Source organism: Pararhizobium sp. IMCC3301 (assembly GCF_030758315.1).
Classification (GTDB): Bacteria; Pseudomonadota; Alphaproteobacteria; order Rhizobiales.
In genome coordinates this window covers 507227-525428 of sequence record NZ_CP132336.1, presented here as the reverse complement: position 1 = coordinate 525428, position 18202 = coordinate 507227, and the positions used below count along the sequence as shown (strand labels likewise).

The window sequence follows — 18202 nt, the reverse complement described above, 5'->3', positions numbered from 1 at the left end:
GGTTTTAGCGGTTCGAAAACCTTCATTCCGGATATAGGGTATTCGTTCGGCAAATACGAGTTTAAGCACGGCTCTTTTGTCTTCGAACTTATCGGAAGCCCAGAGTTTCTGCGGGTTTTGGAGAAAATCAAAAGCGGTTCGAAAAACTCTCTTAAAGTCTCCCTGTTTTTCACCAAAATTATTGATCTTTTCAGTCAACAGAAGCTTTCTGGATTCCAGATTATCGATCTTGTCCTCATAGGTCCTGATCAATGTGATGTTGCTGGTGTCGACAATGCGCTCCAGAAACTGCGCTGTTTTCTTTTCGATCTCTGCGATTTCGCGTTTCATACCTGTTTGCAATTTTTTGGTTGCTGAGGCTCTGTCCTCCCACATATCTTTGAGCATCTCGAATGAAAGACGAAATAGCTCCTCAGATGGGCTGAGGGCCGTTAGCAGTTCTTCGAATTCAGTTTCTACCTTCTCCCTGCGAATGGACTTGCGATAGACCTCACAGCCCTTTTGGAAGCATTCATAGTAGGGGTATTTGGAGCTGCGGCCTTTGGCCCAATAAGCGCTCATAGGTTGGTTACAATGTCCGCAGGTCACAAAGCCCCTTAGAGGGAAGTCAGTGTTTATGTCTTTGCGTGCGGGTGCCTTGGCCTGGGCCTTCTTGCGTTCCTGTATTCTGAGGAAGGTTTCATAATCGACAAGAGGCTCATGCTTACCCTCAACCAGGGTCAAGCCCCAATCCTTGCGGGTGATATATCCGGCATAAAGGGGACTACTGAGTAATGTATCAATAGTGCTGAATGTCACCTTTCCGCGCTTGCTGTTGAGGACTTCAGGTTTGAATTCAAGAAACCGCTTGAGCTCTACACGGGATTCAAACCGTCCTGCCGCATACCCCTCCAGTGCCTCTGTGATGAGGGTAGCGACGGGTTCAGTCCGCACCAATATTCGGCCTCCGCCTATTTGTTTCTCGAAGTGATAGCCAAAGGGGGCTGGGAATACCCAATAGCCATTCATCATTCTGGCCCGCATACGGTTCTTGGTTTGCTCACTATTCTTCTCGCGGTGATGTTGGGCGACGCTGGCAAGCATGTTCTCAACAAGCAGGGAATCTGAATCCTCACCGAATTCAATGGAAGGGCTTTCCAGTTTTCCGCCAGCTTTGGAGATAATGGATCGAAGCTCAAGGTGGGCCTCGAGACCTCGCGCCAATCGACTGATATCATCAATAAGAACGGCACATGGTTCTTTGCCCTGTTTACGTAAAAAGGCGAGCATTTTGATCATAGCAGGACGTTTGGCGATTTTACCGCTCATATCATCCTGAAAGACCGCAACGACATCATACCCTTTGTATGAAGCATATTCGCGGCATCTCGTTTCCTGAGACGAAAGGCCATTGCCGTGAAGGGACTGTTTGGTGCTCGAAACGCGGCAATAAACGACAGCTTTCATTTTTGTATTCTTTGACATTGGAATCCTCTCGTTGCGCTGTCTCCCACTGACGCCGCCAAATGTTTTATCGAAATTTCTGAGTGCATTTATTCTACCACGGACGCAGACTCTTGCCCAACTTTATTGGCCTTGAGTTCAATGCAAATCTGTGTGCTTTCCTCACCAAGAGCGCGATCAAAGCCGTTTTGCAGGATCAACCAAACAGTGTGGATGAGTTCGTTTTTCTTCTCATCTGCAATATCGAGGTGATCTACATATTGGCGGTAGCGTTCTATGTCTGGCTGCATGGTGCAAGTACTCCTTCTCGCGCCGCGACAACGGAGCGTTTTATTTTATTTTGTTTGGGGTTGGGAAATCAAACGCAAATACGGAGCCAAAGCTCAACGTTTCACGCGCAATCGCTGCACAGCAAGCACTGCACTATTAGTAAGAGATATTGGAATGCTGTCTTTTGAAGTAGGGATATATAGCCCCACATTCAACCCAAGATAAACTCGTGGTGTTGATGAGGGTATAGTATCCTATTTCCGAATGGAAGTAAAGAACAAAAAGTGAACAAATAGTTTTACCTGCAAACTAAATTGAGTATGACTCATGATCTGAGACCCGATTCTTCATCCAATTTTGGTTAGAATTCGTCCCATATAAGTAGGCGAATAAATGAGATCATCACGGTTCAGCGACGAACAGATCATTAGCATGATTAAGGAGCAGGAGGCTGGCGTGCCGACTGAGGAGGTTTGTCGAAAGCACGGCATCAGGACAGTGTCGTTTTACAAGTACAAAGCGAAGTTTGGTGGTATGGAAGTTTCCGATGCTCGCAAACTCAAAGCACTTGAAGACGAGAACGCCAAGCTGAAGAAGCTGTTAGCTGAGCAAATGCTCGACAATGTTATTTTGAAGGATATCAACTCGCGAAAGTGGTAACGCCCGCTGCCAAGCGAGAGGCGGCGGATACCCTTCACCGTGCGACCGACAGTAACAACAAGACCTTAAAGAGCAATGCTAGTTCTTTTGATCTCATGTTGACCGGAGGAAAAAAAGTTCTCTTTCAGTAACTTGGCGCCAGTTTCCTGACTGTTGTGGGTTTCTGATATGACGGTGAAGTCTCCTGACAAAATACGCAGGGCTTGTGCCACGGGATCAGGTCTTGGATGAAACCAGCCATCTTCCGACCTTTCGCCTACAGCAGCTTTACCAAAGAGGTCTTTCTGCTCGAGTTCGGGATAGCGGTCTTCCACTGCTCGGTGTTGGATTTCGCCGCGTGGACCAAAGTGGATCGGGGTGTAGTGAAAATGTGCTCTTTTCAATGGGTTGTTGTCCAAGAAGTTTTGGATCTCATTACAAAGAACGAAAATGTTATTGGATTGCTCAAGCGTTCCGAGCGTTCTCGCATGGACGTGCCCAAAGTCGATGCAAGGATGAACACCTTCAAGCTGTTTTGACAACGACAAAATTTGGTCAACTGACCCAAGTTGCCCAACTTTACCTGCCGTCTCGATAAATAATCCGATTTCTGAAGAGCCAAGCTGGTCGACAAACCTACCTGCATTATCAACAAATCGAGCAGAGACCTCGTGCTCATCCCCACCGTAAAGCGGGCCTGGGTGCAAGATCACCTCTTTCGCACCCAAGAGGTCGGCCAGTTCATAGGTTTTATTCAAAGTGTCGATTGAACGAGAAACCTTTTCTTCCTCGTCACTTGTCAAAACAATATAGTAAGCAGCATGGACGGATATCCTTATTCCGAAATCATCCGATAGCGCCTTGTATTCTATACATTTTTCTGGCTTAGTCCTCGGGCCATAGGTCATTTGCAGCTCGACGGCATCCAATCCGATCTTCGAGACCCATTCAAAGATCTTTGATCGATCTTTGCCGCTCGAACCTTCCGTGAAAGTCAACGGATAGCCCGCAACGCCAAACCTTACCATTGAGCAATACTCTGCACGACTTTTGAGCTAACCGTTTGCGCCCAAGATTTTCCTGCAGCCATTGCCTGGATAATGCCACGAGACACCCCGGCTGCATCTCCAATGATATAAACGCCGTCGACGGACGAATTGAACCCAGGTGACAGCTGGACCTTGGGCCAATATAAGTCGATAGATGGCCCGAACACCTTGAGCGGTAGGTGCTGCTCAGTATCATCTTCGAATATCTGGCAAGAAGGATCGTTGATGAGTCTATGAAGCAAAGCTCGGATTGCTTTCTTGTAGAGTGGGCTTGGGCCGTCGGGGATCATATCAAGAATTGCAGTTTCTAGGTTGGCTTTGCTGCCCGAGAATGCATCAAAGGCTCCAAGGAGTAGCCGACCACCACTAGCTTCATTGACAGACTCGCACCATTCCGCAAGAGCTTGTGGCTCGAAAGTCTCCCCAGTGCGAGCCATAAGCGCGACGTTGGTTCGCCCAGTATCTTTTCTCACGAAAGCACCGTCTGCAAAAGAGCCCTTGCCAAATTTGACAGGCACGATCTGGCCACCTTTGCAGGTGCAGAAGGTTCGTGCTTGTCCCAATTCCCCAAAATCAAACTTGAATTTAGGGTCATCCTGATAAAGGAACTGCCTGCTGATAACGTCCGAAGGTGCCTCAATCCGAACACCGATATCAGGTGAGTTTTCCGAGTAGCTGATGTCTAGCTGATCCAACCATCGCCTCAAGGAGATGTGACCGCTTCTTCCTGTAGCGATTACAACATTCTCGGTGTCGATCACTTCGCCGGTTTCGGAGACCAATCTGAACCAAGCTGCGCCACGGCGCTCGATGCTATCTACTGACCACTCTTCGAGTATTGGGGTCGTAAATTGCACATCTGCTACCAGATCGTCGATGGTATCCTTGTAGTTGTCAGCATGTGCGATGTTGACATCGTAAACTTTGCGGTTGGGCACGTTTGGGTGCAGAACGACAATCCCGTGATCGTGTCTCGGTGCCTTGCTCCGGGCAATCGGCTTTGTCTGCATCAACTCTTGGACGCCACTGCTAGCTGGGAAGTGGCAGAACTTGTTTCCGAACGTTGCCGAAGAACCGCCTATGCCGTTAACCACATGGCATTTCTCACCAAAACAACTCGAGCAGGATTGGCTCTTGAGAGCCGGGCAAATTTTCCGGCCACAACCAAGGCCCGCGTCGACGATCACAGACATCGCACGGTCGTCGAGAGGCAACTCGACAACTGCGCTCAACGCGGCAGGACCCGCACCAATGAAGGCGTACTTATACATCGCTCTACTGCTCCTGTGCCGGGTTCTCGCCCGGGTTCTGGTCGTCTGTATAACCCGTCCTATGCAGTTCCTCAATCTGGCGGCGCATTTCGGAATTTTCAATCTCTAATGCCCGAACCGTTGCATTGACTTTATCGAGGCTGATCGACAGTGCTTCAAGCTTGTCATTTCCGCTTAGCGTATCGTGAAGCGCGCCCAAACCGGTCTCGATGGCTGAGATACGGCCTCCCATTGTTCGCTCTTCATCCGAAAGTGTCGCCGTTCTTGCTCGCTCCATTGCAATCGAAAACGCTATTGGCATAATAGTGGCGATAACGACCACAATTAGGCCCATAATCCCGAAATCAATAACTAGTTTTCGCCAACCTTTCGATTGTTCCTTCAACTCTTTGGCTACAGAAGTGGCAACTTCTGTTTCGGCCCAAGAAGTCAATTCCTCCTGAGTTTTTCTGATTTCATCATCAACTGCCAGTTTCAATTCTGCTTTAGCAGTGCCCAATAGTTCCCTAGCCTCCTTGAGTTTGGGGTCCGCAGCATCGAAGCTTTCCAAGAGGGTGCTAAGTGGGCTGCGGGTAAAACTCAAATTGTCTATGAAATCGCGTAGGCGAAGATACTCTTTTGGGTTCTTCGGTGGATCAGCGTCTCCGTTTGTGAAAAAGAACTCAATTGTAAAAATTCGCTCGCGCTCATCTTTTTCTTCGTTGAGTTTCAATTCAATCGGGTCTGCTGACACATTATGCAGAGTAGCGAATAGGCGACCCTTGTAATGTGGCTCCACCTGCGTCCCCATCTGAACGAATAAACCCTTCACAGCCAGTTTGATGCGCAGATTAAATTTTCCGACTACGTTTTTCGGTATTTCAACGATCTCATGGGTTGAAACAATCACGCTGCCCAGAGGAGGTATAATTACCGTACAGTTGCGTAGAGGTATCTGAATTGCCGTCTGCTCACCGTTGGTATTAAGATATTCGCTGCCAATGCGCAGGTCATAGCTGGAAGGCTTGAAGCATTCGTTATGTGCGTTTTCACAGATTATTCCAAGCGTCTGGATGTCTTTACGAAGCAGCACACCTGTGGGTTGAGCTGCGGCAGGTTTTCTCAATGTGGCCATCATTGCCCCTTGCAGATTTTTTGCTGAATTTTTCTTAGTACTAGGACTACTTGTTGCTCGGGCTTTGGTAAAGTAGGGAGATCGAAGAGGGGCGAAAAAATGGACCAGCATTTCATCACATTCACCGGAGCGCACGGAGTTGGAAAGACATCACTCATAGACGAAGTCACGTTGCGAGCGGTGAACCGGGAGGATATCAGCGTTATCCGGGAGCCCGCCAGAGAGATCGCCAAACGCGGTTTCTACGTCAACGACAAGATTTCGCTGGATGGCGTTTTCGAGTATCTTGGTTACTGCTTGGCTGAGGCTAGACAAGTCCAAACAAACCTTGTCTTGACCGATAGATCAATCCTTGACCTCTACGCGTACACCCGTGACCAGTTCCCTCATCGGTTTTCATATTCACTGGAAAAGCTAATCATTGAGCAGATTCATGCGGAGAAGCACAAGACCCGCCTATATGCATATTTGCCGATTGAGTTTCCAATGGAGGATGATGATCTGAGGCCTGCAGACCTTGGGTACCAATCGTACATCGATGGTGTCATTCGAGAGTTGCTAGTCTACTTTGACATGCCAACTATTGAAGTGCGCGGTTCCATCGAGGAACGTGCTGAGCAACTTATGGACGCAATCACTAGGTTATCGGAAACTACATAGTGCTTGGGCTAGCTGGAAGCGGCAACGTTAAGAAGCGAAATGACTTTCTCCCCCAGCTCACATGGTGAAGCCATCGCCGAATCGAGCTTTATGTCACAGCTGAACGCCAACTCGGACTGGTAGCTTTCGCTATCATCCTTAACGAGGAGGTCGTATCGATGGCCCGCGTCAATGTCTCGCGACCTTAGTCGATGGCGGTGAACGAGATGATCATAGCTCGCTTCCAAGTGAACATGTGTCAAATCTGAAATCGTTTTCTCTCTAAGCGCCCGTATCTGCTCAGGTTTACGAACTGCATCGATCACCATGGATCGATCGGGGTATTCATGCTCAAGCTTTGCCACCTCGTCAGCTATCCAGCAAAAATTCGTTTGTTGATCCAAATCGTTTCCGGCTCTTTGTAGGGCAGTCCTATCTGGGGAGACCGATGGCAGAAAGTTAGAAATTAACGAGCTTGTTGATACGTGAAGCGCATCCGCTAGCCGAACCAATTCAAGCGCAAGCCTCGTCTTTCCAACTCCTGTTGGTCCGGAAAGCACGATGATATGGGTTGCTTTTGCCTTCATTTCTTCTTTCGCATTTCAAGCCGACTTCCAGCAATTGTTTCGGATCTGAATTAGCAGCGACCCGAACTCTAACAGGTCTCATTATAGAGGTTATAGACATGTTTCGAGCGAACAGAAAGCGCGGCGACTACTCAGTTGATAAGTGTAAATTGCCCCCCCCCCAAACCAGCAGCAACTCAATCATCACCGATACCACGAGAGCCTCAAAAACCTGACACCCGCTGACGTCTACTTCGGACGCGGCGAAACCATTCTTCTCGAACGCGAAAGCACTAAACGAGACACATTCAAACAACGCCGTTTGCAATACCCCATTCTAGCAGCCTAATATCAACAAAACGATGAGCTAACCTCTCCGCTAAATCATGCGGCCTATTGTTCCAAAAACCTTGACGACGGACAGTTGAAGCCCAGCAGCTCCGATGTAGCAAGCAAAAGAGCCGATTCAAACGTACGCAAGATGTGTGCATGTGTAAGACACTGCACCTTCTTGGAAAGGGGGTCGCTGCGCACCCCCGTTTCATCCCCCGAGCCGAAGGTCGAGCAGAATCTCTAGTTTGAGGTATCTATTTGATATTCAGATTTTTTCGCTATTCGATTCTGGCGGTCAATTCCGGCCCACAGCCGAACTTGAATTAGCATTGATGTTCCGCACTGCAGGACCCGATGTTGTGCAGCGTAAAATTATTCAATAGAGCAGTTGCCCACTCAATTTGATACAGTAGGTATTCAAGGCCGAGTGGCCGTCTATCTTCTTGATCCCATGCGAATAGTTCGGATTGTAGTACGTAGGCTGGGTATAGTAGACACCTGTTTGGGTCGGGGCATTCGAATTCCTGGCGGCATATAATGCCATTGCAAGTGAAACAGGCTTGGGTCCGAAAGGCGCGAGAGTTAAGCCGTGCTGGCCATCCTCTCCAATGCCAGACAGGGTCTGGTAAACTTCTGGAACGTTAATCCCATCGACTCTTTTGATAGACAAACGGTCAGAGTCAGCATTTGGGAAAATTCCTCGAATGAAGCGCCAGTTGCGAACCACGCGATCAGCTTGTGCGGGGAATGGGAACAAAAAGGTCATTTGAGCCTCATCGAACTTTCCTGAGTCTACTAGATCAGGAAGACCAAGCGGTTCATAGCCAATTCCAACAACGACACTTCGGTCAGTTTCATCGCGTGGCGAAACGCGGAACCCTGGTAAAGCCTCCCATGGATCAGGGTTTGCCGCCAGTGGCTGATCTGAATAACGTTCTGCCTCGGCGTAAGTGAAAACAATATTTCTCGGCTGGGTGAATTCATGAAAAAGTAGTTTCGTAAGGAAGAAGTAGACTTTCTTTGGCAACGACGTGATATCAACTATGAGGTTTTGACCACCTATAGCAGTCAAAAAATCGCGCAATGCGCCCTCATAGTTTCGGAATGGTTCCATCAAACCCTGGCGAATAAAATTCTGATCGGCAAACCTAAATCCACCAATAAACTCGCGGTTTTCCAGCGTCCTCTGCTCGATAACATCGGTTGAAATTGACAGCGGATCGTAAATTTCGAAAACTAGTTGTGACCCCACAATATTAAGGTCTCGCATGCACCCAAATACCGTCGTGCACCGCGGCTCAGGCGATACGCAGGAGATGAGTGCCCATTCACTACCCCCCTGCGACTGCATTATTTGGTCAAACCGCCCCCACGGCCTAAACTGCCCAGCTCCTCCCAACATGTATTTATCTAGTCTCCAAACGTAAAATTAAGCTGAGATGAGCCGCCATTCGGTTTTTGCTTATGCCGGTTACCACGAGCCTCAGCACTTATTCCTATAGTTACAACCCCGGCTTTCTTCATCCACCCTGCGACTTCCTCAATTGTCGCATAGTAGGGCTCCTTTATGTGAGCAGCTGGTATCTGTAAGTGAGGTGACAAAATTGGTGAGAGATACCATTTCTCGCTCTGCCCCCTGGAGCGAGATTTTGGTGTATGTGGTCGACTTTCAAGTACGCCGAAGGCAACACAATCCGAAAGAAAACTCTCGACAACTGGTTCGTCTTCTACGGACTTTAGAGGTAGTGAGAATCCATTGTTTCCGGGGTATGACATATTCCGGTCGCCCAATAGATTTGATCGAAACATGTTTCCAATCTCGTTAGCAAACCGATTACGGTCGTCTCCACCTTTAGGCTCCGCCTTGATCTTGCGAAACCAATAGTCGCTCGCAGAGTTGATGCCCAAGGTTTGTATTATCGGGTCGATATTGCTGGGTAGATTGTTGGGCCCCTCTTCGAGGCTTCGTAAGAGTTCTGCCCAAACAAATTGGCAAATGCTTAGGAAGGTTAGGATGTTTCGCCCCGACAAACCGACGACATCGGCAGCTCCGTACCAAACTAATTTTTGTCCGCAAGAGGAGAAGACTTGAAGAAGTGCCTGCTGCTTCCGTTCTTTTTTCCACCATTGTCGAGTTGACCAAGGTTCTTCGCGAATAATTTCACTATTTATTTCTCGTTTTTTGGCATTCTGTCGAGCCCACGCTTCACCCATCTTCGCTGAAATTGGGTCTATCTGAGCAATTTCTTTAAGTGCGCTGCTAACCGATGCGTCAAAAGGCAAGTTCTTTGTTACGACATTGGATTGGCTCTTTGTAATAAATGCACTTACCTTCTGTTCAGGCGTGACCCGCGAGCCGAACAGTTGCCTGGTGGCATTCGCCGCAACACCAGTGTATCCAGCTTCGAGCAGCCTTCTCCGAAGAACATCACTGCAAAAGTCTGGGAATAAGGATTTCCGATTTTCTCGTCCTTGGAGAAGGTCATCAATGTTGACAACATTGACCTCTCTCATCTCTTCCACCGTGGCATTGCCACTCAATCCTCGTACGCCTTTATCGAGAGAGTACAGGCGCGCGCCTACGCGATATGAAACTCGATCGTCCCTGTTCCCCAGCATCTTCCAGATAACACTGCGAAAAATTGGTCTATCGTTCTCCGAGACGTCACGTTCTAGGTCCATCAGATCTTCGAACTGATCTATAGTGACGAGTAAGGGTACGTTGTCTGGTAAGATTCCGCAGTCTCTTAAGCAGTCGGATGCAACTGCAATTGGTTCACCAGCGGTCGTCTTTGTGCGCGCTACAACACTAGGAAAACCGGAATTATAGTTGAGAAAGCTCTCGTAGCTTCGAATTCTATTCTCGATGCGTTTTTTCAATGCATTAAACGAGTTTGCACCCTCCAGGGTCCCGAGCCAGCAGGGCGCCGAACTAAGTCGTGATGCAAAGTCATCAAGCAATTCACGCCTAGTCGTAAGACCAATCTTCTCGGCCAGAAAATGACCCTCGTCGGAAAACAGTAAACTCACTTTCTCGAGGAGATCTGAGACAATCCAATAGTTTAGGAAATCTGCAAAGTATAAGCCAACCACCCGCTCGTTTTCTACGGGAACGTCTTCTATTGATCTCTGTCCGAACATCAGGGCACCGCTTGATCGTAGTGTGATGCTCGCTGATATGAACTTTGAACAGTGAGCTGGCAGTGGCCATTGTCGATCACTTTTGAGAAATTCAATCAATACCTCCGGTTCCAGCAAGTTTAGCAAAGCTGACTTCCCAGAGCCTTGAAGTCCGCACAAAACAACATTGCCTGGCTCAAATAATCTCTGAACTAAGCTCTCTTTGAGAAGAACGGGACTAAATAGGTCGACAAAGGCGTCTGCCGCAATTGATTCAGTGCGGTAGAGGCTGTTGAAAGGATTGAGAGACCGTTGCTTCATAGCGGCAACCTAGACGTCCGGAGAAATAGGGGTTCCCACAAATTCTCATTCCTTCGGTGGAGAGCAGGAATGGTATTGTCAGGGCAGTTTGAGGCTGGGACCACAAAGCTGCCTGTATCACAGTATCCAAAGGGTCCAAACTCTTGCTGGGCACCCGATATCTCCGGGTGAATTTTTTCCAGCAACGTACGTATCATGTTGAAATTGATGTGTTCTCCTGTCACTTGCTTCGGTCGTATGAAAAACTGACGTTCAAGCGCCAATACTGGGCTAAATGTTAAGTTATCATATGTGCGGGAAAGCCATCCAGCATATCTGGCTCCCACTGGGCAGATGAACAAGGGGCAGAGCAATAGGTTGACATCTTGTCCTAGAGAACACGCGAGCTTCACAGCTTTTGCCATCTGTGACCCAGAACCGACGAAATCCTCGAGCAGAACAATATTCCTTCTTGGAACCTCACCTTGACAGTTCTCTCGAAGCACATCTCGCCTAAATTCATTTGAGTTCCAATTGTTGGTATTCCCTTCCCACTTGTACCTGACTTGTTCGCCCTGAATGCTGTTTAATAAGCAAAATTCGCGGATTCCAAAACTATCGGTGATCTCGGTAAATCTTGTTGCCTGCAGTTCTTGGTTGATTCTTTGATGCGCGTCCGCTTGGAAAGGGTCTATGCCCGACACGACCATTAACCACTGCAAGATATGTTTGCTGAATGCCGTCCGATATGCAGCCTCTTGCTCGCTTTTGCCTATGAAAAAAAGATGGGCAAGCAGTCTATAAAGATTCTGCCTATCAACATCAGATTCTACATTGCCGATCCAGCGTGCCAACCTAGACCCAAATGATCCGTGTCCACCATACGCTGTAACAGAATATTCATGGTAAAGTTTGCGCTCTAGGAATTCGATGTCCCTTTTTAGTTCTTCGATGCCTTTCTGGCCGTCAGAGTCTTCCATACACCATCGTTGCAGCAACTTTCTGAACTCTACTCTGTTCATAAGCTGTCCCAACCCGTGACAATATTTTCTGCTACCAGTTTTGCGAACCCGGGTGGAACTGCATTTCCTATCATTCTGTACTTAGCCGCTTCCGAACCTGAAAATGCGAAACCGTCCGAAAAGCCCTGGATTCGCGCTGCTTCGCGTACAGTAAAGCCACGATCTTCGGATGGATGTAAAAAATACCTGGGCTGGCCAAAGCGCGTGTCGACAGTAGGCGACACATCGTCCCATTTTAGCCGACGAAACTTCCCATTAAATGTGTTTGTCAAGTCGATATGGCTATCGACTCTCCGAAGGTAGTTTTTGTCAATCAGTGAATCTACCAGCGCTTGCGCGGAGCTCTTAAAGTATTTTCGAATTTCATCCATCGCAACTGGGTCGGCATCACCGAAATCCCGTTTACGCTTCTGCCTTCTGAGTTTCACAATAGTCTCTAGAAGGTTAACTTCATGGCGTGTCACCGCTCCAAAAACCTCTGGAATTTCCCATGTGTGAACGGCTGACAAGCCGCTCCGAACGTTCGACAGCTTTTGGCCTGGTGATATTTTGCGAGCTATTAGTTTTTCATCGGAAAATTCGCCTAGCAGCTTCGGTTCAAAGTCACTGATCTTGTTTACGTCCTCCAGAACACCCTCGAGTGACTTTCTCTCCTGACAGGGAATTTGAAGCTGGACGTTGGTTTCGGACAAGACGGCGAAGATAAGTACTCGAACCCTGCGCTGTGCTATTCCATAGTCGGTCAGATTGTAGGTTGACCAGCTCACAGAGTATCCATTCTCGCGCAAAACTGACACTGTTTTGTCAAAGTGCTTTAAGTTCTTCGGATTCAGCAGGCCTCGAACATTCTCAATCAGAACAACCTTCGGCCTTATCAGTGTGGCTATCCGAGCCACGTTCCAAACGTGGTCATTGCGGTTGTCATCCGGATCATTTCGGCCGGCCGTTGAGAATCCTTGGCAAGGTGGCCCAGCGGCAATTATGTCTACTCCCTCAAGAAGCGCTCGGTGTTGCTCACCGAATTCGCTGAGGTCCATACAGACTGTTTGCGTGCCTAGATTAGCCGCCAAGTTACTCAGCGCTGATTTGTCAAAATCAATGGCGCACAACCCACTTAGGCCAGCATCAAGAAAACCTTGATCTAGCCCCCCACAGCCGCTGTACAAGCTCGCAAATCTTATGCGTTTATCGCTTTTAATGGTCTCTTGCCTTCATTGGTTTCTATTCGAGCTAACATAGTGATTTTCTTAGACTTGATGAATTACCAGATTGGAAACGGAGGAGGGCTTGACCGAGCGGTCACCGTTCGCGCTCTTGGTTCATGTGAAAACGGGCTTTGAGATCAGCATAGTTCGGGTTGTATTCCATATTTCTTCGACAGCCAACATTGTTTCCCAAGGTTGGTTTAGATGACAACCGCACAGGGATAACATTCACTAGTCCCCGGACTATCTCGCATCCGCAACGTAGGCCCGTAATCCAAGGGTGCTCTCGATCCCACGGCTTTGGCCGCTCCTGCGGGAACACCGGGAACCTTGGCTCACCGATCGACGCGTCCCGCCACCTCAAATGTGGCTCCTGGCAGTCTTCATTTTATGGTGCCGTCATTGACGGCGTTTATAAGGACTGGTGGAGGCGGCATATGTGCCGCCGCTTATTGTGATGCCCGGCACACCGGACATGGAAACCATAGGCCAGCTTACACCGACACAAAACACCTGATCCAATAGCCAAAATCCTCCGGCCCGCTCCATTCCCCTCATTGCATTCGGCTCCCGTGTTGTCGGATCGGCTGGCAAGCAGCCGCCGCAAGCGGTGAGGCTTTGGGGCGTTTTGCTTTCGGCACAACCGTCCAAAGAGAAGTCGCCCCCGATAAATCGGGGGCGGCTTTTTTCGGTTTTGGACGCTCGCCGCGAGCAAGGTTTCATGTGCGGGGTAGAAAGAAGAAATTCTGAAAACCTCGCTTTTGAAAACCAACAATGCGAGGACAAAATGACCAAGCGAGATATTTACCAAGAGATTACCGACAAGATTATTGCCGTTCTGGATCAAGTGAATCTGGACGACTACCAAGCCCCCTTTGCCGGTTTGGCGGCGCAGGGATTACCGGCGAACCCCACAACAGACCACCAGTATCAAGGCATAAATATTCCGTCCCTTTGGGTAGACCAGCAGGTGAATGGGTTTGAGTCCAACCAATGGGCAACCTTCAAACAATGGAAAGACAAGGGCGCACAGGTTCGCAAAGGCGAAAAGGGAAGCCCGATTATCTTTTTCAAGACCCTTCAAAAGACCGCAGAAAACACCGCAGGCGAGCCGGAAGAATTCAACATACCGATGATGCGGTTCTATACCGTGTTTAACGCCAGTCAGGTCGATGGGTACGACCATCACGAAAGCGGCGCAGAGCCAAAAATTGATCTTGTCACACGCATTGACCATGCAGACCGATATTGCACCCAGACGGGCGCAGACATTCGTCATGGCGGGTTAAGTGCCTTCTATCGACGAAGCGGCGATTTTATCAATCTGCCCGACACTGCCGCCTTTGTGGATACGCCGCAGGCCACCGCCACAGAAAACTATTATGCCACCTTGTTTCATGAACTGACCCACTGGACAGGCGCGCCCAAACGCCTTGACCGTGACAAGGCAAAAACCCGCCAAGACCGCGAACGATATGCCTTTGAGGAATTGATTGCCGAACTTGGCGCGGCGTTTCTGTGTTCCAAACTCGCCATCGTACAGACCCCCCGCGAAGATCACGCGCTTTACATCAAGAGTTGGCTTGCGGCGCTCAAAAACAACAAGAAATTCATTTTCAAGGCATCGGCACAAGCCGCCCGTGCCGTGGCGTTTCTCGACGGGTTTCAGGAATAGGGATTGCAGCACAGAGGCCAATCGCTGGTTGGCCTCGATGGTGCAATTCCGCGCCTTTTAAAAACCTAACCACCCAAGGAGAAGACCCATGGAACTACAACATATTGAATTGAAAAAACTGAAAACCACAAAATTGAATGTCCGTAAAATCGGCGCAAAAGAAATTGATGACCTTGTGCCAAGCATTCAGTCTCTTGGCATTATTCAGCCGTTATTGGTGCGCAAGAATTGCGAGGGCTTCGAAGTCGTCGCGGGACAGCGCCGTTTCTATGCCTTGAGCAAAATTGCCGAAACGGGCGCTGTCGAACCTGTACCCTGTATCATCATGCAGGAGGGGGACGATGCGAAGGCCATTGAGGCGTCCTTGGCGGAAAACATTGCCCGTCTGCCGATGGATGAAATTGACCAGTACAAGGCTTTTTCAGCGCTGGCAAAACAAGGGACAAGCATTGAAGATATTGCCCTGCAATTCGGCATTACCGACAGGCAGGTCAAACAGCGCCTTGCCCTTGGCAATCTATATGCACCGATATTGAGCGCGTACCGCAAGGCTGAGATTAACGCAGGAACACTTCGCGCATTGACACTGGCAACCACCAAACAACAAAAACTGTGGTGGGATTTGTTCAAGAGCGAAGATCAACACGCCCCGCAAGGTCACAGCCTTAAAAGCTGGTTGTTTGGCGGCGCGAATATTCCACTGGAAAATGCGCTGTTTGATGTCGCAAATTACAAAGGCGCAAGCGTGTCTGATCTGTTTGAAGACGCCAGCTATTTTGATGATGCAACGAATTTCTGGACATTGCAAAATCAAGCCATTGCCGCCGCGAAGGAAACCTATCTTGCCAATGGTTGGCAGGAGGTTATCATTCTGGATATCGGTGAGTATTGGAGCGATTGGGAATATGCGAAAGCCACCAAGAAGGATGGCGGCAGAATCTATGTCCAGATTGCCACCAATGGCGAAGTGACATTCCATGAGGGGTATCTGACGAGACAGGAAACAAAGCGCCAGAAGAAAGTTGAAGCTGGCGAAGTTGTGGCAGACATACAAAAGGCCGAGATTACCAAAGCCATGCAGAATTATCTTGCGCTTCATCGTCATAGCGCAGTGAGAACAGATTTACTCTCACATCAAGGCATTGCCCTGCGTTTGGCAGTGGCGCAGATGATTGCGGGATCTTCGCTTTGGAGTGTTCAGGCCGACCCGCAAATGGCCAATACGGACGCAATTGCCCAAAGCCTTGCAACCAATAAGGCAGAAAGCGTGTTTCAGGCAGAGCGCGAACGGGTGCAGAACCTGTTAGGCCTGTCTGGTGAAGAGGGCGAAACCATCGTACCGCGCAAAACCGATTGGGGTAAAAGTCCTGATCTTTACGCCATAGTCGCCAAGCTGATGGAACTGGACGATGCCAGCGTCACTATGATTTTGACCTTTGTCGTTGCCGAAACCCTGCCGAGCGGTTCTGCGCTTGTTGAGGTGTTGGGCGAAAAACTGGGTGTCGATATGGCGAAGCACTGGCAACCGGATCAAACCTTCTTTGATCTGTTGCGCGACAAGGAAACGCTCAACACCATTGTCAAACAAGTCGCTGGAAAGAGCACGGCAGACGCGCATGTCGCCTCGACCGCCAAAGTCCAGAAACAGATTATTCAGGACGGATTAAGCGGCAAGCGCAAGAATGGCAAAAAGGACTGGCAACCGGGCTATATGAGTTTCCCCATGATCGCCTACACCAAAAAGGGCGGCATTGAAGCCATGGACAGCCGCAAAGCCCTCAAGAAGCTGTTTAAGTAGCAACCACCAGATAAAAACCGCCCGTTGGTAGAAACCAACGGGCGGTTCTAAAATGTTTGAGTGGTTTAAAATTTCCGCTCGGCGAGTGGGTCGCCAAGCGGTTTTGCGCATCAATCCTGCGCAAACATCAATTCACTCCTGATTGGATGGAATGATCGTCTTCGCAATGCATTGGCTCATAGGTTGATAGTCGCCAAGATGTGCTTGCCGGGACGCATCCATCCAAGCACGCTTTTCAATCAATGTCAGATCAATGGAGTGACCGGCCTCTGCGCACAACTGTTTGAGATAGTGCATCTGGGTGCGGCCATTGCCCTCACGAAACGGATGCACATAATTGATGTCACCAATAATCTCACCAGCAATATCGGCGAAGGCTGAGGATGACAGATTTTTGAGATAGGCATGGGATCTGATACGGCGATGCACATCAGCCATGCCGGTTTCGATATACTGGCGAAACTGGAATTGACTGCCGCCCTTTGAAATTTCCGTATCGCGGATATCTCCAGCCCAGTCATAGATATCCTGGAACAGATGCCGATGAATGGCCTGCAGATGTGCCAGATCAAAATCTCCATTGGGAAATTCTTCAAGACTGCGCCCGACCACCAAACGGCGTTCTGCGCGTTCCAGTTGACTGGCATCCCTCAGATCAAGCTTGTTTATGAGAACGGTGTAGTCAGGCGGATAGCAATATCTGGTATCGCTCATTCAGCAGCGGGGACTGGCTCATTCAAAACACGAGCATCGGCCTGTTCAAGGATATAGTTGCGCCGCCGCTCAGGTGACCAGCCTTCACGCTCAAACATGGCGAACAGGGCTTTGTCCGCCGCATCCAGCGGATTGTCTTCCATGGCCTGCAAATGCGAGGCTTCACGAAATTTTCGGTTGTTTTGGTCGGCTTTGATCATAGGATTATTATACCGAAATAGTCGCAAAAAAGCCAGATATTTCAATCACGGCGGCTTTTCTCCAGCCGCCGGATGGAGCGAATGATCGTAGAGGGATGAACGCCGTTGAAGGCGGCCATTTCGGCAATCGTCGCCTCTCTGGCCAATATCTTCTGCTTGGCTGCCAGTATCTGTGTATCGGTCATCTTGACCGGCGGGCCAAGGCGAACCCCGCGTTTACGCGCGGCCATAAGGCCTTGCTTGGTACGCTCAGAAAGCAGACGGCGCTCGAATTCGGCCAGTCCGCTGATAAAAGTGTAGATCAGCATCCCATGCGGAGTAGAGGTATCAATCTTAATGCTGGCAATCTGAATCTCTATGCCGCGTGCGCGAAGGCGATCAAGCTCATTCAAGGCGTCTTTAGCCGACCGGTAGGCGCGATCCAGATCCCAGATCACGAAGATATCGCCCGAACTCAGGGATTTGATGATTTTCTCATAAACAGGACGGGTTTTGGCCGTTGCCGAGAGCTTTTCGATGTGAAGTGCGTCACAAATTGGTGCCAGTGCATCAATTTGACGATCTGGCCGTTGTTCTTCAGTGCTGACGCGTAGATATCCTAATTTCATGTCTATTCAGTGCCTTAGCGGAGAAATGGCTGTCGCTCGCAGCATTCCATCGTATGTGCATAAACGACCCTTTCCGCATTCAGGCTTTTCCATCGGGTATGACAGATAGCCAAATCAGCCAAACCCTTGATATTCCGCTATTCTCCCATAATTATAGCAAAATGAAGACGTATAAGTAAAATACTGCATAATCGGTCGTTTGTGCAAGTTAATATTTTATTACTGTTAAGCAAATA

The 18202-nt window shown here is 49.0% G+C and carries 15 protein-coding genes and 3 pseudogenes; 5 read left to right on the top strand and 13 right to left on the bottom strand.

From position 1 onward, the window contains the following. Window positions 1-447 precede the first annotated feature (447 nt). Both RAL88_RS02380 and RAL88_RS02375 read right to left on the bottom strand, forming a co-directional pair. Window positions 448-1446: pseudogene (locus RAL88_RS02380) on the bottom strand (recombinase family protein); the annotation flags it as partial. A gap of 86 nt (window positions 1447-1532) precedes the next feature. Beyond that, on the bottom strand, window positions 1533-1733 hold the full coding sequence (locus RAL88_RS02375) for a hypothetical protein (protein WP_306267029.1): 201 nt from the start codon (window positions 1731-1733) through the stop codon (window positions 1533-1535). A 373-nt stretch (window positions 1734-2106) separates the two neighbouring features. Between RAL88_RS02375 and RAL88_RS02370 the strand changes: the two are divergent. After that, window positions 2107-2396: pseudogene (locus RAL88_RS02370) on the top strand (transposase); the annotation flags it as partial. A gap of 42 nt (window positions 2397-2438) precedes the next feature. On the opposite strand, the gene RAL88_RS02365 reads toward RAL88_RS02370, so the two are convergent. The 3 genes from RAL88_RS02365 to RAL88_RS02355 are packed head-to-tail and all read right to left on the bottom strand — an operon-like array spanning window position 2439 to window position 5786. Beyond that, complete coding sequence (locus tag RAL88_RS02365) at window positions 2439-3380, bottom strand: TIM barrel protein (protein ID WP_306267027.1); 942 nt, start codon at window positions 3378-3380, stop codon at window positions 2439-2441. Next, a complete protein-coding gene (locus RAL88_RS02360) occupies window positions 3374-4672 on the bottom strand; it encodes a hypothetical protein (RefSeq protein WP_306267025.1) in 1299 nt (432 codons plus the stop codon). The genes RAL88_RS02365 and RAL88_RS02360 overlap by 7 nt, the downstream gene beginning before the upstream one ends. Before the next feature lie 4 nt (window positions 4673-4676). After that, the gene (locus RAL88_RS02355; RefSeq protein ID WP_306267023.1) at window positions 4677-5786 is read right to left on the bottom strand and encodes a hypothetical protein; all 1110 of its coding nucleotides are present in this window, start codon (window positions 5784-5786) and stop codon (window positions 4677-4679) included. A 99-nt stretch (window positions 5787-5885) separates the two neighbouring features. Here RAL88_RS02355 and RAL88_RS02350 point away from each other — a divergent pair, with 99 nt between their 5' ends. Continuing rightward, complete coding sequence (locus tag RAL88_RS02350) at window positions 5886-6446, top strand: ATP-binding protein (RefSeq protein ID WP_306267021.1); 561 nt, start codon at window positions 5886-5888, stop codon at window positions 6444-6446. A gap of 8 nt (window positions 6447-6454) precedes the next feature. Here RAL88_RS02350 and RAL88_RS02345 read toward each other — a convergent pair whose 3' ends face one another. Further along, entirely contained in the window at window positions 6455-7012 is a 558-nt protein-coding gene (locus tag RAL88_RS02345) for a hypothetical protein (RefSeq protein ID WP_306267020.1), read from the bottom strand. A gap of 169 nt (window positions 7013-7181) precedes the next feature. Between RAL88_RS02345 and RAL88_RS02340 the strand changes: the two are divergent. Then, window positions 7182-7340: pseudogene (locus RAL88_RS02340) on the top strand (IS3 family transposase); the annotation flags it as partial. 360 nt (window positions 7341-7700) lie between these two features. Here RAL88_RS02340 and RAL88_RS02335 read toward each other — a convergent pair. The 4 genes from RAL88_RS02335 to RAL88_RS02320 all read right to left on the bottom strand — a co-directional run bounded on the left by RAL88_RS02335 (window position 7701) and on the right by RAL88_RS02320 (window position 12947). Then, the gene (locus tag RAL88_RS02335) at window positions 7701-8594 is read right to left on the bottom strand and encodes a hypothetical protein (protein ID WP_306267019.1); all 894 of its coding nucleotides are present in this window, start codon (window positions 8592-8594) and stop codon (window positions 7701-7703) included. 140 nt (window positions 8595-8734) lie between these two features. Continuing rightward, window positions 8735-10765, bottom strand: coding sequence for a hypothetical protein (locus RAL88_RS02330; protein WP_306267017.1), 2031 nt, complete (start codon window positions 10763-10765; stop codon window positions 8735-8737). After that, window positions 10762-11766, bottom strand: a complete 1005-nt coding sequence (locus tag RAL88_RS02325; RefSeq protein WP_306267015.1) for a hypothetical protein — start codon at window positions 11764-11766, stop codon at window positions 10762-10764. The genes RAL88_RS02330 and RAL88_RS02325 overlap by 4 nt, the downstream gene beginning before the upstream one ends. Beyond that, window positions 11763-12947, bottom strand: coding sequence for a DNA cytosine methyltransferase (locus tag RAL88_RS02320; RefSeq protein ID WP_306269564.1), 1185 nt, complete (start codon window positions 12945-12947; stop codon window positions 11763-11765). The genes RAL88_RS02325 and RAL88_RS02320 overlap by 4 nt, the downstream gene beginning before the upstream one ends. Window positions 12948-13758: 811 nt before the next feature. Here RAL88_RS02320 and RAL88_RS02315 point away from each other — a divergent pair. Continuing rightward, window positions 13759-14646, top strand: a complete 888-nt coding sequence (locus RAL88_RS02315) for an ArdC family protein (RefSeq protein WP_306267013.1) — start codon at window positions 13759-13761, stop codon at window positions 14644-14646. Window positions 14647-14734: 88 nt separating this feature from the next. Next, a complete protein-coding gene (locus tag RAL88_RS02310) occupies window positions 14735-16444 on the top strand; it encodes a ParB/RepB/Spo0J family partition protein (protein WP_306267011.1) in 1710 nt (569 codons plus the stop codon). A gap of 132 nt (window positions 16445-16576) precedes the next feature. On the opposite strand, the gene RAL88_RS02305 is transcribed toward RAL88_RS02310, so the two are convergent. Genes RAL88_RS02305 through RAL88_RS02295 form a run of 3 tightly spaced genes read right to left on the bottom strand, consistent with a single transcriptional unit; the run spans window position 16577 to window position 17966 of the window. Next, window positions 16577-17158: a Fic family protein gene (locus RAL88_RS02305; protein WP_306267009.1), complete on the bottom strand. Its 582-nt coding sequence runs from the start codon at window positions 17156-17158 to the stop codon at window positions 16577-16579. Beyond that, complete coding sequence (locus tag RAL88_RS02300; protein WP_306267007.1) at window positions 17155-17403, bottom strand: hypothetical protein; 249 nt, start codon at window positions 17401-17403, stop codon at window positions 17155-17157. Before RAL88_RS02300 ends, RAL88_RS02305 begins: the two co-directional genes overlap by 4 nt. Then, a complete protein-coding gene (locus tag RAL88_RS02295; RefSeq protein ID WP_306267005.1) occupies window positions 17400-17966 on the bottom strand; it encodes a recombinase family protein in 567 nt (188 codons plus the stop codon). The genes RAL88_RS02300 and RAL88_RS02295 overlap by 4 nt, the downstream gene beginning before the upstream one ends. Window positions 17967-18202 lie beyond the last annotated feature (236 nt).